This is a genomic window from Pantoea sp. PSNIH1, assembly GCF_007680655.1.
Taxonomy (GTDB): Bacteria; Pseudomonadota; Gammaproteobacteria; order Enterobacterales; family Enterobacteriaceae; genus Pantoea; species Pantoea eucrina.
In genome coordinates this window covers 333817-347510 of sequence record NZ_VEIP01000003.1, presented here as the reverse complement: position 1 = coordinate 347510, position 13694 = coordinate 333817, and the positions used below count along the sequence as shown (strand labels likewise).

Annotated in this window: 15 protein-coding genes; 6 read left to right on the top strand and 9 right to left on the bottom strand. The window is 57.1% G+C overall.

The genetic code is table 11. The features are described 5' to 3' along the window. The first annotated feature begins 288 nt into the window (after nucleotides 1-288). Nucleotides 289-1848: a galactarate dehydratase gene (gene garD / locus FS690_RS11145; protein WP_039379905.1), complete on the top strand. Its 1560-nt coding sequence runs from the start codon at nucleotides 289-291 to the stop codon at nucleotides 1846-1848. A 51-nt stretch (nucleotides 1849-1899) separates the two neighbouring features. Here the strand turns inward: garD and FS690_RS11140 are convergent, their stop codons facing one another. The 4 genes from FS690_RS11140 to syd all read right to left on the bottom strand — a co-directional run bounded on the left by FS690_RS11140 (nucleotide 1900) and on the right by syd (nucleotide 4600). Then, nucleotides 1900-2346, bottom strand: coding sequence for a flavodoxin (locus FS690_RS11140; RefSeq protein WP_108569631.1), 447 nt, complete (start codon nucleotides 2344-2346; stop codon nucleotides 1900-1902). A 12-nt stretch (nucleotides 2347-2358) separates the two neighbouring features. After that, the gene (gene truC / locus FS690_RS11135) at nucleotides 2359-3138 is read right to left on the bottom strand and encodes a tRNA pseudouridine(65) synthase TruC (RefSeq protein WP_108569632.1); all 780 of its coding nucleotides are present in this window, start codon (nucleotides 3136-3138) and stop codon (nucleotides 2359-2361) included. Continuing rightward, nucleotides 3138-3464, bottom strand: a complete 327-nt coding sequence (locus tag FS690_RS11130) for a YqcC family protein (RefSeq protein ID WP_039379911.1) — start codon at nucleotides 3462-3464, stop codon at nucleotides 3138-3140. The genes truC and FS690_RS11130 overlap by 1 nt, the downstream gene beginning before the upstream one ends. Nucleotides 3465-4042: 578 nt before the next feature. Beyond that, nucleotides 4043-4600: a SecY-interacting protein gene (gene syd, locus FS690_RS11125; protein ID WP_104085491.1), complete on the bottom strand. Its 558-nt coding sequence runs from the start codon at nucleotides 4598-4600 to the stop codon at nucleotides 4043-4045. A gap of 61 nt (nucleotides 4601-4661) precedes the next feature. On the opposite strand from syd, the gene queF reads away from it, so the two are divergent. The 3 genes from queF (at nucleotide 4662) to xni (ending at nucleotide 7856) form a co-directional block, all read left to right on the top strand. Next, nucleotides 4662-5507: an NADPH-dependent 7-cyano-7-deazaguanine reductase QueF gene (gene queF / locus FS690_RS11120; protein ID WP_145339624.1), complete on the top strand. Its 846-nt coding sequence runs from the start codon at nucleotides 4662-4664 to the stop codon at nucleotides 5505-5507. A gap of 186 nt (nucleotides 5508-5693) precedes the next feature. After that, on the top strand, nucleotides 5694-7055 hold the full coding sequence (gene ppnN, locus FS690_RS11115; RefSeq protein WP_039379917.1) for a nucleotide 5'-monophosphate nucleosidase PpnN: 1362 nt from the start codon (nucleotides 5694-5696) through the stop codon (nucleotides 7053-7055). Between the two features lie 42 nt (nucleotides 7056-7097). Beyond that, nucleotides 7098-7856, top strand: a complete 759-nt coding sequence (gene xni, locus FS690_RS11110; RefSeq protein ID WP_039379919.1) for a flap endonuclease Xni — start codon at nucleotides 7098-7100, stop codon at nucleotides 7854-7856. 119 nt (nucleotides 7857-7975) lie between these two features. On the opposite strand, the gene rlmM is transcribed toward xni, so the two are convergent. From rlmM to FS690_RS11090, 4 genes are all read right to left on the bottom strand, one after another. After that, nucleotides 7976-9076 (bottom strand): 23S rRNA (cytidine(2498)-2'-O)-methyltransferase RlmM, encoded by a 1101-nt coding sequence (gene rlmM / locus FS690_RS11105; protein WP_039379921.1) that lies wholly within the window; start codon nucleotides 9074-9076, stop codon nucleotides 7976-7978. Next, complete coding sequence (locus FS690_RS11100; protein WP_039379923.1) at nucleotides 9069-9464, bottom strand: DUF423 domain-containing protein; 396 nt, start codon at nucleotides 9462-9464, stop codon at nucleotides 9069-9071. The genes rlmM and FS690_RS11100 overlap by 8 nt, the downstream gene beginning before the upstream one ends. Nucleotides 9465-9514: 50 nt before the next feature. Then, on the bottom strand, nucleotides 9515-10432 hold the full coding sequence (locus FS690_RS11095; RefSeq protein WP_039379926.1) for a transcriptional regulator GcvA: 918 nt from the start codon (nucleotides 10430-10432) through the stop codon (nucleotides 9515-9517). 336 nt (nucleotides 10433-10768) lie between these two features. Next, on the bottom strand, nucleotides 10769-10993 hold the full coding sequence (locus FS690_RS11090; RefSeq protein WP_039379928.1) for a YgdI/YgdR family lipoprotein: 225 nt from the start codon (nucleotides 10991-10993) through the stop codon (nucleotides 10769-10771). Nucleotides 10994-11199: 206 nt separating this feature from the next. Here FS690_RS11090 and csdA point away from each other — a divergent pair, with 206 nt between their 5' ends. Together csdA and csdE are read left to right on the top strand one after the other, a co-directional pair. After that, the gene (gene csdA, locus FS690_RS11085; protein WP_108569636.1) at nucleotides 11200-12405 is read left to right on the top strand and encodes a cysteine desulfurase CsdA; all 1206 of its coding nucleotides are present in this window, start codon (nucleotides 11200-11202) and stop codon (nucleotides 12403-12405) included. Nucleotides 12406-12409: 4 nt separating this feature from the next. Then, on the top strand, nucleotides 12410-12853 hold the full coding sequence (gene csdE, locus FS690_RS11080; protein ID WP_039379933.1) for a cysteine desulfurase sulfur acceptor subunit CsdE: 444 nt from the start codon (nucleotides 12410-12412) through the stop codon (nucleotides 12851-12853). Here the strand turns inward: csdE and tcdA are convergent. Further along, nucleotides 12841-13647, bottom strand: a complete 807-nt coding sequence (gene tcdA, locus FS690_RS11075; protein ID WP_039379935.1) for a tRNA cyclic N6-threonylcarbamoyladenosine(37) synthase TcdA — start codon at nucleotides 13645-13647, stop codon at nucleotides 12841-12843. The genes csdE and tcdA overlap by 13 nt on opposite strands. Nucleotides 13648-13694: the final 47 nt, after the last annotated feature.

Below are 13694 nucleotides of genomic sequence, written 5' to 3'. Positions count from 1 at the left end.
GAATTTGTGGCATATGCACATCCTGCTGCGTGATGGCTCACGAAACGCCGATCGCAGCGCCATAATTGTACAAAAAACAGACAGCCAAAGAGCGCTTTGTGAGCACCTTCACTTGCTTTTGGTTAAAACCACCAAAGTGCGGAGAGAAAGGGGCTAAAAGCCGGACAGTTGCACAATGCGCTGGCGGGCGCGTGCTGCTTATACTGGAGCTGGCTGACTTTGATGACGTGACCAGAACCACTATTTATCGCACTGCTATGCACAGTGCGGCTACCCGGAAGGTGAGCAATGAACCGACCCGTTACAGAAAAACCACTCTATATAAAAGTTCATGAAGCGGATAACGTTGCGATTGTCGTCAACGACCAGGGCCTGCCCGCGGGTACACGCTTTGCCGACGGGCTGCAGCTGACGGAGCATGTGCCCCAGGGGCACAAAGTTGCGCTGGAGGATATCGCTCAGGATGCACCGATTCTGCGCTATGGCGAAGTGATCGGCACGGCGCTGCGCTCTATTGCGCGCGGCAGCTGGATAGATGAGTCGCTGGTAGCCCTGCCCGAGGCGCCGCCGCTCAGCAGCCTGCCGCTGGCAACCAACGTACCGCCTGAACTGCCGCCGCTGGAAGGCTATACCTTTGATGGTTATCGCAATGCAGACGGCAGCGTGGGAACCCGCAACCTGCTTGGCATTACCACCAGCGTCCACTGTGTGGCGGGCGTCGTGGACTATGTTGTGCAGCTTATTGAACGCGATCTGCTGCCGCGCTATCCCAACGTGGATGGCGTGGTCGCGCTGAATCATCTGTATGGCTGCGGCGTGGCGATCAACGCCCCGGCTGCCGTCGTGCCGATCCGCACCATTCATAATCTTGCGCTGAATCCCAATTTTGGTGGCGAGGTAATGATTGTCAGCCTCGGCTGTGAAAAGCTCCAGCCGGAGCGGCTGCTGACCGGTACGCCTGATGTACAGGCGATCTCGCTGGATGATAACGATATTGTGCGTCTGCAGGATGAGCGTCACGTCGGCTTTGGCGCCATGGTGGATGAGATCCTGCAGGTCGCTGAACGTCATCTGAAAAAGCTTAATCTGCGCCGCCGGGAACCCTGCCCGGCGTCTGAACTGGTAGTAGGCACCCAGTGCGGCGGCAGTGACGCCTTTTCCGGCGTAACGGCTAACCCGGCGGTGGGCTTCGCCTCCGATCTGCTGGTGCGCTGCGGCGCCACAGTCATGTTTTCTGAAGTGACGGAGGTGCGCGACGCTATTCATCTGCTGACGCCGCGCGTGGTTAATGAAGCGGTGGGTAAACGGCTGCTGGAAGAGATGGCGTGGTATGACGACTATCTGCATCAGGGACAGACCGATCGCAGCGCTAACCCCTCACCCGGCAATAAAAAAGGCGGACTGGCAAACGTGGTGGAGAAAGCGCTGGGATCGATTGCAAAATCGGGGCGCAGCCCGATTGCTGAAGTGCTGTCGCCGGGACAGCGCCCTACGCAGCGCGGACTGATTTACGCCGCTACCCCTGCCAGTGACTTTGTCTGCGGTACGCAGCAGATGGCTTCCGGCATTACGCTGCAGGTGTTTACCACCGGGCGCGGCACGCCCTATGGCCTCGCGGCTATTCCGGTGATTAAGATGGCGACGCGCAGCGCGCTGGCCCGGCGCTGGCATGATCTGATGGATATCAACGCCGGCACTATCGCCACCGGTGAAGAGAGTATTGAGCAGGTAGGCTGGCGTCTGTTTGAGCTGATTCTGGAGATCGCCAGCGGTCGTCAGCAGACCTGGTCCGATCGCTGGGGGATCCGCAACCAGCTGGCGGTATTTAATCCGGCACCGGTAACCTGATACCGGGCTGCACCGTTAATACCGGGCCGCCATACAGGGCGGCCCGGGTCACTACAGCTGCTTACCCCAGCTCTCCACCCACGGCGTCGTCACGCTTTCAGGCTCCGGATGCTCAACGGCATCCACCATCAGCACATCACCAATACGCTGCGCCTGCTGCGCCTGGAGCGTGGCATCAAAGGTTTTTCCTGCGCCGCAGAAGTGCTGATAGCTGCTGTCACCCAGCGCAATCACACCATAGCGCAGCGCTGGCTGATAGCCGAGCTCATCATGGATTTGCGCATGGAGACGGGCAATATTATCCGGCAGATCGCCCTGCCCGGTGGTTGAGGTTACAATCAGCACGACGTCGCTGCTGTACGCCTGCCACTCCGCCAGCGTCGGATTCTCAAAGACCTCTACTTCATGTCCCTGCGCCTGCAGCACCGGCTGCGCCTCTTCGGCCACCAGCAGTGCATTGCCGTAAACCGTGCCTGTAAAAATGCCAATTTTTGCCATCTTGCTGCTCCTTTACGCTGTTGGCTTATCCTGAACTGCCTCAGCGTCAAACTCAACCCTGGGAACGTCCGGTAACCGATTCTGCCAGCCGAACTGCTGCAGCATCTGCTGCCATATCGGATCCAGTCCGGCGCGGATCACCAGCGGCTCTCCGGTAAAGGGATGCGTCAGCGAGAGTGCGCTGGCGTGCAGCATTAAACGATCGAGCCCGAAATGCGCCGCTGCGCCACGATTCTGGCGCAGATCGCCGTGGGCGCTGTCGCCAATAATCGGGTGGCGCAGGTGCGCCATATGGCGGCGCAGCTGATGCTTACGCCCGGTGCGCGGCGACATCTCCACCAGGGTGTAGCGGGCGCTGCTGTATTTACCGATTGCCACCGGCATTTCTGTCTGCGCCAGCGCCTGATAATCCGTGACCGCAGGCTGCGGTGCACGCGGTTCAGCAGAAAATTTATCCGCAATTTTATCCAGCTCTTCCAGCAGCGGATAGTCGAGCGTAGCCGCGCCATCCAGCCAGCCGCGCAGTACGGCGTGATAGGTTTTTTGTATCTGATGCTGCTCAAACTGCTGCGCCAGTAAACGGCCCGCCTCGCTCGATAAGCCCATCAGCAGTACGCCAGAGGTCGGGCGATCGAGCCGGTGCGCGGTAAAGACGTGCTGACCAATCTGATCGCGCACCGTCTGCATCACCACCACTTTCTCTTTGCGATCGAGCCAGCTGCGGTGCACCAGCCAGCCGGCAGGCTTGTTTACTGCTACCAGCCACTCATCCTGATAGATAATCTCCAGCATCAGCGTGCTGGCTCCGCAAACAGCGCGTCAAGCTCACGCAGCGCGATTAGCAGAGCGGTATAGCCGGGAGTGACCGGAGTCAGAGCAACTTCGTAATAGGGCGCGACGGCGAAACCGGCAGGCATTGGCGCGCCGGAGGCGATCAGGGCTGACATACGCGGGATCAATACCCACTGCAGCCACTCCAGCGGAGCCATAGTATCAAGGCAGAAAGGCTGGTCGCTGTTAAACGCGGCCGCGTCAGGAGCGCTCTGCTGCCAGTAATCGTGTTCGCGCATGACTGCTTCGACCTGCTGCAGTCGCTGCGTAATAGTGTGCGTCGACATAGGTTGCCTCCGTGAAATAATGGGCGGCAAGCATATCACTCGTCACCGGTGGCGTAAAAAGCGCATAAAAAAAGGGAGCACTGTTAATAACAGTGCTCCCGGTTCGTTGTGCAGCATTCCCGCCACCGCAGTGCTCCCTGCTCATCCGTGACAACTCTTCCTGCGCTTTCCATTGCCTGTCTTCATGACAGCATCCTTAGCATCCTGGCTCGCCCTGCTCCGCACGGCTCACATTCTCCATCCTGGAGGTGTCCCTTACTCATTCCTGAGTGTCCTGCTCCGTCCTGAAGCCTTCCCTGTGACGTAAACTCCGTTACGTTCCCGCCTCCTGGCTGACATTCTCCTGAACGTCGCTCTGTCCATAGCGTCCTGCTAACGGTGGGTATTCTCTCAAAAATCGCCACAATAACAAGTAAGCATGAGTCATTAATCGATCAAGTATTGTCTCAATTTTCAGACTGATACCATAACTCTATGATTCACAATATCTTTACATTTAGCTTTTCTGAAAGGTTCACTCACAAAATGTCGATCTCGCACAGATTTTGTAAGAGATCTCTTACATAGCGCTTCGGTTATCACTCCATCGGACCGATAACAGGTTGTATATCATCGAGAAATGTCCGGACAGAAGGTGAAAGAATTTCACGTTTGTTACGTCCAGGCTCCTCCAGAATGACTTCACCGGTAAGATTACACACCGCCACCATCTCCTGCTCTGAATCAGTAGTAGCAATAAACAGCGTCGGACTCTGTTTCAGACGCCGTTTCATAATCAGATGACCAATCAGATTCTCCTGCAGCCGGATAAAGTCCTCTTCGCTCCATACCTGCAGCAGCGTTAACCTGCGCTGCTGCAGGCGGGCATGCATATCGCCGGCAAACTGGGTAGTGTAAAACGCAGTGATATCAGGCTGGAGCTGAATATCCAGCGCCCGCTCCACCGCATCCAGCCCTGACGATGGCGAAAAAGGCTGCGGCTGCCAGAGAACGCGGTCATCAACGGTGTTGATGATACAGGGCGAAGGGATCCCTGCCAGATCGCTACTGGCAGGATAGTGTCCCTGTTGCTGCTGCCAGAGATCGATATAACGGGTGGTAAACGCACACAGTGCGCTGGCGGTGGGCTGCATCATTCATCTTCTCGCTGGTGATCGGTTACACTTAGCCACTTTGATTCACCTTGTGGTAACCATTATGTCTTCTGAACACCCAAACCCGGCCTTAAGCGGCCTGACCCTGGGCAAATCTGTCGCCTATGTAGATGAGTACGATAACACGCTGCTGCAATCTGTGCCGCGCAGTCTGAACCGGGAACCGCTCAATCTTTTTCCGGATAATCTGCCGTTTCACGGCGCAGATATCTGGACCCTGTATGAGCTTTCATGGCTAAACAGCAAAGGTGTCCCGCAGGTCGCGATTGGCGAAGTGGTGATGGATGCTGACAGCGTAAATCTGATTGAGTCGAAAAGCTTTAAGCTCTACCTGAACAGCTTTAATCAGACCCGTTTCGCAGACTGGGGCGACGTGCGTCAGACGCTGGAACGCGATCTGCGCGCCTGCGCCAGCGGCAACGTCAGCGTGGCGCTGTTTCGCCTGAGCGAGCTGGAAAGCCAGCCTATCGGACAGTTCAGCGGCAGCGTTATCGATGAACAGGATATCAGCATCAGCGATTACGGTTTTGATGCCGGACACCTTGCGCACGCCGCGGGCAATGAAATCGTAGATGAGACGCTGGTAAGCCACCTGCTGAAGTCCAACTGTCTGATCACCAATCAGCCCGACTGGGGATCGGTGATGATTCGTTATAAAGGCCCGCGTATCGACCGCGAGGCGCTGCTGCGCTATCTGATCTCTTTCCGCCAGCACAATGAGTTTCATGAGCAGTGCGTGGAGCGCATTTTCAACGACGTGCAGCGTTTCTGCCAGCCAGAGGCGTTAACCGTTTATGCGCGCTACACTCGCCGCGGCGGTCTGGATATCAACCCGTGGCGCAGCAATGTTCCCTTCACGCCCGGCTTTTCGCGTCTGGCACGCCAGTAACAGATTGCGAGGCACCTCGCAGGCCGTAGCAGGGATGCGCGGTTCCTCTTGAGCAATCACAACCGGGAGCGTTAATCTGTCTGCGGCGTTAAGCGTAAAGCGTATGCGACCAGGGATTTTCGTCACTGCGCTCAGCAGGTTAAGCGCAGTGTCATCAGTCACGCTATGGCGTGTAAAGGAGTTCTTTTGATTACACATATCAGCCCGCTTGGCTCAATGGATCTGCTCTCACAGCTGGAAGTCGACATGCTGAAGCAGACCGCCAGCAGCGATCTCTACCAGCTTTTTCGTAACTGTTCCCTTGCAGTGCTTAACTCCGGCAGCCAGACAGACAGCAGTCATGAGCTGCTCTCGCGTTTTGAAAATTTCGCTATTAACGTCCTGCGCCGCGAGCGCGGCGTTAAGCTGGAGCTGATTAATCCGCCGGAAGAGGCCTTTGTGGATGGGCGTATCATCCGCTCACTGCAGGCCAACCTGTTTGCCGTGCTGCGCGATATTCTGTTTGTTAACGGCCAGCTTGCTCTGCCAGAGCGCCTCGCGGGTCAGGCTGACGACTCTGCGCATATCACCAATCAGGTTTTCTCGATACTGCGTAACGCGCGCGCGCTGCACGTCGGGGAGTATCCTAATACCGTGGTTTGCTGGGGCGGACACTCTATCAACGCGGTGGAGTACCAGTATTGCCGTAATGTTGGTACGCAGATGGGGCTGCGCGAGCTGAATATCTGCACCGGCTGTGGCCCTGGCGTAATGGAAGCGCCAATGAAAGGCGCGGCGGTAGGTCATGCGCAGCAGCGCTATCATGACAGCCGCTTTATCGGCCTGACTGAGCCTTCCATTATCGCCGCTGAACCGCCTAACCCGCTGGTTAACGAACTCATCATTATGCCCGATATCGAAAAACGCCTTGAGGCCTTTGTCCGCATCGCGCATGGCATCGTGATCTTCCCGGGTGGTGTCGGCACCGCTGAAGAGTTCCTTTACCTGCTTGGTATTCTGATGAATCCGCAAAACAGCGAGCAGGTGCTGCCGCTGATCCTCACCGGCCCTAAAGAGAGCGCTGACTATTTCCGCGTGCTCGATGATTTCATCGTCAATACGCTGGGCGAGCAGGCGCGCAAACACTATACGATCATTATTGATGATGCCGCTGAAGTGGCGCGCCAGATGAAAAAAGCGATGCCGCAGGTAAAAGAGCATCGTCGCGAAACCGGTGACGCTTACAGCTTTAACTGGTCTATCCGTATTGCGCCGGATCTGCAGGTGCCTTTCCTGCCGACCCACGAAAACATGGCAAATCTCAACCTGTTTCCGAATCAGCCGGCGGAAAAACTGGCGGCTGATTTGCGCCGCGCCTTCTCCGGGATCGTGGCCGGAAACGTAAAAGAAATCGGTATCCGGGAGATCCGTGAACGCGGTCCTTATCAGCTGCGCGGCGACGCCGATCTGATGCATCGCATGGATGAACTGCTGCAGGGCTTTGTGGCGCAGCAGCGTATGAAACTACCGGGCAGTGCCTATATCCCCTGCTACGAAATCATCAAATAACCCTTCAGGAAGGCAGCCTGCGGGCTGCCGCTTATCGCTTTTATGGCACTACATTTATTAATTATTGATGCGCTGAATCTCATTCGTCGCCTGCATGCCGTTCAGGGCTCTCCCTGCCGCGACGCCTGTGTTGCGGCGCTGCATCAGCTGCTTGGTCATACACGCCCGACCCACGCGGTGGCGGTATTTGACAGTCCGGAGCGCCAGCCCGGCTGGCGTCATGCGCTGCTGCCGGATTACAAAGCGGGGCGACCGCCAATGCCAGAGGATCTGCAACAGGAGCTGCCGCTGCTGCAGGAGGCTTTTCGCACCGCAGGCGTCAGCTGCTGGATCGCCGGGGACGATGAAGCAGACGATCTGGCCGCTACTCTGGCAGTGAAAATGGCGGATGCCGGGCATCAGGCCACCATCGTTTCCACCGATAAGGGATATTGTCAGCTGCTGGCGCCCGCTATCCGCATTCGCGACTATTTTCAGAAGCGCTGGCTTGATGTGCCGTTTATCGCACAGGAATTTGGCGTTGCCCCGGAACAGCTGCCGGATTACTGGGGTTTATGCGGCATCAGCAGCAGTAAAATTCCGGGCGTCTCCGGTATCGGCCCGAAAAGCGCACGCGAGCTGCTGGCGCAGTTTGGTTCACTGGAGGCGATTTATCAGCAGTGGGATCAGGTGCCGGCAAAGTGGCAGAGTAAATTACACGCCCAGCATGAAACAGCCACGATCTGCCGCCAGGTTGCCACGCTGAAACGCGATTTAGTGCTGCAGGGCAACCTTAATACGCTGCGCTATCAGGCAGGATAAATCGCGGTACGCCAGGGACGCATAAATACGTCAGGGACGCATAAATACGTCAGGGACGCATAAATGCGTCCCCTACAATCATCGTAGGGGCGCCATTAATGGCGCCCGTTGCTGACAGATCAGCGTTCGTCGCGGCGACCGCCTGCAGCAGCCCAGATACGCCGGACGTGTACCGTTACCTCTTCACGATCGTGATACAGCTGACGCGCCTGAATCTGGGCGTTGATACCCTGCGCTTTTAACGCTTCATCCATCATCGCCAGATTCTGCGTGACCTCTTCATAGCGCTTTTTCATCGGCAGCTTGAGGTTGAAAATCGCTTCACGACACCAGCCGTTTACCAGCCACTCAGTCATTAACGTGGCCACGCGCACCGGTTTTTCTACCATATCGCATACCAGCCAGCTGATATTGCTGCGCGGCGGGCGAAATTTAAAACCATCCTCACGACAGTGGGTAACCTGTCCGGTATCCATCAGGCTCGGTGCCATCGGGCCGTTATCAACCGCGTAGACCCACATGCTGCGCTTCACCAGCTGATAGGTCCAGCCGCCCGGGCAGGCGCCCAGATCGACCGCATACATGCCGCTTCCCAGGCGTTCGTCCCACTCATCGGCCGGCACAAACACATGAAACGCCTCTTCCAGTTTGAGCGTTGAGCGGCTGGGAGCGTCAGAAGGAAACTTCAGTCGCGGGATCCCCATATAGAATGGCGAATTATTTTCCGGCAGCGAATAACCTACATAGCAGGTGCCCGGAGCGATAAAAAACACGTGCACCACCGGCCGCTTAGGACTCTCATAATTGAGCAGGATATTGCTGGCACGCAGGCTGGCGCGCAGCGGCACCGTCAGCTTGCGGCAAAATTTAGTCAGCTCTTTGGCTTCGTTGGTATCCGGAACCTCGACCCGCAGCTCTCCCCCTTTCTCCACCACTCCGGTCAGCATGCCGGTAATGGGAGTAATGCGATCTTCGGGAGGTAAATCGCGCAGCAGCTCGCCGACAACCAGCATCTGCCGGGCAAAAATCAGTTCAGCAAACGGCAGCGAGCGCAGCAGCTTCTCTGCATCTTCTGGCTGATAGCACTCAAACAGCACGTAGCCCGCTTCTTCTTTTACCCGCGGAAAGCCGTAAATTTCCCGCTCTGCTGCTTTAGCGCTGATTTCAGCCGCGCACTCTTTTTCAAATCCGGGACGACAATAGAGTAATACTTTATTCATGGCGTTCTGCCTTTGTTTTCAGACGCAGCGCGCCAATCAACATCAAAAACCAGCCGATCAGGAAGCAAAATCCTCCCGCCGGCGTAACAAACACCCAGAACTGCAGGTGCGACAGCGCCAGGCAATAGAGACTGCCACTGAAAAGAACGGTACCCAGCGCCATCGCTGCGCTGCTCCAGTAAAACCAGATATTAGCGCGTCGCAGCATCGCGGCACCCAGTCCCATTACCGCCAGCGTGTGGTAAGCCTGATACTCCAGGCCGGTATGGATCCACGCCATTTCAGATGGCCCCAGCGATTTACTTAATACGTGCGCGCCAAACGCACCAAACGCCACCAGCACGAAGCCGCTGATGGCTGCAAATATAAACATGGCACGACTGGACATCGATCTATCCTCATGGTCCCGCCGCACATCACTGTGCAGCGAACGGTAACTTAATGATCGTAGCGAAAACGGAATTTTTCCTGTTCGGTAGCGGCTTTTTCCAGAATCCACTGACGAAAGGCGGCTATTTTACCCAGTTCTGCCTGACTGTCATGACAAACCAGATAAAAAGCGTTTTTACTTACCAGCACATCATTGAACGGGCAGACCAGGCGCCCTGCTTCGATCTCACTCTCTGCCATCACGTTGTTCGCCAGCGCCACACCCTGCCCGTGGATCGCTGCCTGCAGTACCATGGCACTGTGGCTGAAAATAGGCCCCTGTTGCACATTGATATGCTGCAGTCCCAGCTGGCGGGTGTAGGCCTGCCAGTCACGACGCGACGCATCATGCAGCAGCGTAAAGTGCGCCAGATCGGCGGGCGATTTCAGCGGATTATCGCCGGAGAGCAGCAGCGGTGAGCAGACCGGCAGCAGATATTCAGCGTAGAGCTTATCCACCCGCAGGCCTGGCCAGTTGCCCCGGCCATAGAAGATAGCGACGTCAACATCGTCTGCCAGCTTCTCCTCTTCACGGTCTACCGCCTGAATACGCACGTCGATTCCCGGATAAGCCATATTAAAGCTGGAGAGACGCGGAACCAGCCACTGAATCGCAAAGCTCGGCAGCAGGCTGACCGTGAGCGCCCCTTTAGCGCTGCGCGCCTGCAGCTTGCGGGTCGCATCGTTAAGCGCTGAAAAAATCTCTTTGATATCGAGATAGTAACTCTGCCCCTCTTCCGTCAGCAGCAGCGAGCGGTTGCGGCGGCGGAACAGCTTGAGCCCGAGAAAATCCTCAAGCGACTTGATCTGATGGCTCACCGCCGCCTGGGTCACAAACAGCTCTTCAGCGGCTTTGGTAAAGCTCAGATAGCGGGCAGCCGCGTCAAAAACACGTAAAGCATTGAGCGGCGGAAGGCGTTTAGACATGGTTTTCCACAGATGGATTCATAGTGTAAAACTGCAACTTATACAACGTCGTCAGCTATTAGATTTTTTAATCCGAGACATTATAATTTGTCCGTTGAGGAAGCTCCAGCAAATACCTATAGTTGCCGCACTTCCAGAGCCGGAACGAAAAGTTTTCTGAAAACGTGCGAGAGATCGCAGACTTTTGGAGAGCTTTTGGCTTGTGGTCGTGATGTTGTGTTTGCATTTTTTGATCTGAATCTTGCAGATCAAACTTTTAATTCCTGAGATTTACCCTGTCTGTCCAAAGTGATTTTATGTAGCACCGCAAATTGCGGTGCTTTTTTTTGCGTAATTTTACTGCCCCATCTCAACCATCTCTTTCACATCAGAGCGGTTAATCTGCTGCTCATTGCCATTGGCATCTTTATAGCTGATCATACCGGTATCATCATCAACTTTTGGCTTGCCGTCAGCGACAATCGTGCGGCCATCGTTCGTGTGCATAACATAGTTGCTGGAACAGGCCGCCAGGGTAAATGCCATGGTGCAGACAGCCAGCACTGCGGTAAGTTTGTTCATCTTCTATCTCCTTGCAGATTGATTGCATTAAACCGCCCGCAGCCACGACATTGCGCCATCAGCCTGAAAGCACGGCTGAAAATGGCGAACGGGTTATGCGGGTTTCGGTTCAAACCTTGCCATAATGAGCATAACGCGCTTTTACAGCTTTGCCAGCCTGCAGCCTGCTGTTACGGCTGGCCCTAAATCACCGGAGTGGGCCCGATATGACCATCTTCTCTCCTGGCGCTTTTCGTCAGCAGTTTCCTGCGCTAAACGATGCCGGCGTCTATCTTGACAGCGCCGCCACGGCGCTCAAGCCGCAGGCGGTCATTGATGCCACCGCACAGTTCTATTCGCTCAGTGCCGGCACCGTGCACCGCAGCCAGTTTGCTGCGGCGCGTGCGCTGACGGCACAGTATGAACAGGCGCGCGGCGCGGTCGCACAGTGGCTGAATGCCGCTGACGATCGGCAGATTGTCTGGACGCGCGGCACCACTGAGGCGATCAATCTGGTGGCGTACAGCTGGCTGGCACCGCGCCTGCAGCCGGGTGATGAAATCATCGTCAGCGAGGCGGAGCATCACGCTAACCTGGTGCCGTGGCTGATGGTGGCTCAGGCAAGCGGCGCCACGGTAGTGAAATGGCCGCTGGGAGCCGATCGCCGACCCGACATTGCCCTGCTGCCGGAGCTGATCAACACGCGCACCCGCCTGCTGGCCGTGAGCCAGATGTCAAACGTCACCGGCGGCTGTCCGGATCTGGCGCAGGCTATCGCGCTGGCGCATGAGGCGGGTGCAAAGGTCATGGTGGATGGCGCGCAGGGCGTGGTGCACTGCCCGCCTGACGTGCAGGCGCTGGATATCGACTTCTATGCGTTTTCCGGCCACAAACTTTATGGTCCGATGGGCATTGGCGTGCTGTATGGCAAAGCAGAGTTGCTGGAGTCGATGCAGCCGTGGCAGGGCGGCGGCAAAATGCTGACGCAGGTTGACTTCAGCGGATTTACGCCGCAGCCGGTACCGTGGCGCTTTGAGGCCGGAACGCCCAACGTGGCAGGTGTGGTGGGCCTCAGCGCGGCGCTGAACTGGCTGTCGCACCATCATCAGGAAAAAGCGGAGATGTGGAGTCAGCAGCTCGCCTGCCTGGCCGAAGAGCAGCTAAGCGCGCTGCCCGGCTTTCGCAGCTTCCGCTGCGGCTCTTCCAGCCTGCTTGCCTTTGATATTGCGGGGATCCATCACAGCGATATCGTCACGCTGCTGGCTGAACAGGGCATTGCGCTGCGTGCCGGGCAGCACTGCGCGCAGCCGCTGATGGCAGCTCTGGGCGTCAGCGGTACGCTGCGCGTCTCGTTCGCGCCTTATAATAACCTGCAGGATGTGGATGCGCTGGTGCGCGCCATGCACTGCGCCGTGAACCTTTTAGGTGAATAATCTCATGACAACCCTGCTCGCTCCCCACCCCTTTGGCCATACGATCACCGCTCAGGGGCTGACCGACACGTTTGCCCGCTTTCAGCAGTGGGAAGATCGCTACCGGCAGCTGATTCAGCTCAGCCGTCAGCTGCCGGCGCTGCCGGAAGAACTGAAGTGTGCGGAGATCGAGCTGAGCGGCTGCGAAAACCGCGTCTGGCTCAGCAGCCAGCAGCTGCCTGACGGCACGCTGCATTTTTATGGCGACAGTGAGGGGCGGATTGTGCGTGGCCTGCTGGCCGTGCTGCTGACCGCCACCGAAGGAAAAACCCCGGCACAGCTGCTGGCGCAGGATCCGCTGGCGCTGTTTGATACGCTGGGACTGCGCGCGCAGCTGAGCGCGTCACGCAGCAGCGGCCTGCAGGCGCTGGCAGAGGCGGTAATGCGCGCGGCGCGTCAGGCAGCCTGACGCGCCCTGCGCGCCTGAAACTTCTTCAGCGCGTGCGATACGGCGATAAATCCAAACGTGGCGGTCACCATGGTTGCCGCCCCGAAGCCTGCAGCGCAATCCATCCGCTTCGGGCCTTCTGCCGTGCTGCGCGAGGCGCATACGCTGCCGTCGGGCTGCGGATAGACCAGCGCTTCAGTGGAAAACACGCAGTCGATGCCCAGTTTGCCCTTACTGTTTTTTACCACGCCAAAATCACTTTTCAGGCGCTCGCGCAGTTTAGCCGCCAGCGGATCCTGGATGGTTTTCGCCAAATCGCTGACCTGAATCTGCGTGGGATCGATCTGTCCGCCTGCCCCGCCGGTGGTAATAAGCGGGACTTTATTACGCCGGCACCAGGCAATCAGCGCCGCTTTCGGCCGCACGCTGTCGATGGCATCAATCACATAGTCAAACCCGGCAGAGAGCAATTCGGCGGTGTTTTGCGGCGTGATAAAGTCGTCAATGCAGGTGACAATGCACTCCGGATTGATGGCGCGGATACGGGCGGCCATGACTTCCGTTTTTGCCTGACCGACATTGCCCTGCTGCGCATGGATCTGCCGGTTGGTATTGGTAATACAGACATCATCCATATCGATCAGCGTAATGTGTCCGATGCCGGTACGCGCCAGCGCTTCAGCGGCCCAGGAGCCTACGCCGCCAATACCAATTACGCAGAAATGCGCCTCTGCAAACTGCTGCAGCGCCTCCTGTCCATAAAGACGCGCCGTTCCGCCAAAGCGCTGTCGCCAGGCGTCGCTTACCACTTTCATATCTGACCTTTACTCCGGAATGCGGTGCGCCGCGTGGCGCACCCGAT

Bases quoted from the DNA above. Each gene is read 5' to 3' on its own strand.
- truC (WP_108569632.1), bottom strand. From the start codon at position 3,138: ATGCTGGAGATTATCTATCAGGATGAGTGGCTGGTAGCAGTAAACAAG.
- tcdA (WP_039379935.1), bottom strand. From the start codon at position 13,647: ATGAAAGTGGTAAGCGACGCCTGGCGACAGCGCTTTGGCGGAACGGCG.
- FS690_RS11130 (WP_039379911.1), bottom strand. From the start codon at position 3,464: ATGTCGACGCACACTATTACGCAGCGACTGCAGCAGGTCGAAGCAGTC.
- syd (WP_104085491.1), bottom strand. From the start codon at position 4,600: ATGATGCAGCCCACCGCCAGCGCACTGTGTGCGTTTACCACCCGTTAT.
- xni (WP_039379919.1), top strand. From the start codon at position 7,098: ATGGCACTACATTTATTAATTATTGATGCGCTGAATCTCATTCGTCGC.
- FS690_RS11100 (WP_039379923.1), bottom strand. From the start codon at position 9,464: ATGTCCAGTCGTGCCATGTTTATATTTGCAGCCATCAGCGGCTTCGTG.
- garD (WP_039379905.1), top strand. From the start codon at position 289: ATGAACCGACCCGTTACAGAAAAACCACTCTATATAAAAGTTCATGAA.
- rlmM (WP_039379921.1), bottom strand. From the start codon at position 9,076: ATGAATAAAGTATTACTCTATTGTCGTCCCGGATTTGAAAAAGAGTGC.
- csdA (WP_108569636.1), top strand. From the start codon at position 11,200: ATGACCATCTTCTCTCCTGGCGCTTTTCGTCAGCAGTTTCCTGCGCTA.
- queF (WP_145339624.1), top strand. From the start codon at position 4,662: ATGTCTTCTGAACACCCAAACCCGGCCTTAAGCGGCCTGACCCTGGGC.
- FS690_RS11095 (WP_039379926.1), bottom strand. From the start codon at position 10,432: ATGTCTAAACGCCTTCCGCCGCTCAATGCTTTACGTGTTTTTGACGCG.
- FS690_RS11140 (WP_108569631.1), bottom strand. From the start codon at position 2,346: ATGGCAAAAATTGGCATTTTTACAGGCACGGTTTACGGCAATGCACTG.
- csdE (WP_039379933.1), top strand. From the start codon at position 12,410: ATGACAACCCTGCTCGCTCCCCACCCCTTTGGCCATACGATCACCGCT.
- FS690_RS11090 (WP_039379928.1), bottom strand. From the start codon at position 10,993: ATGAACAAACTTACCGCAGTGCTGGCTGTCTGCACCATGGCATTTACC.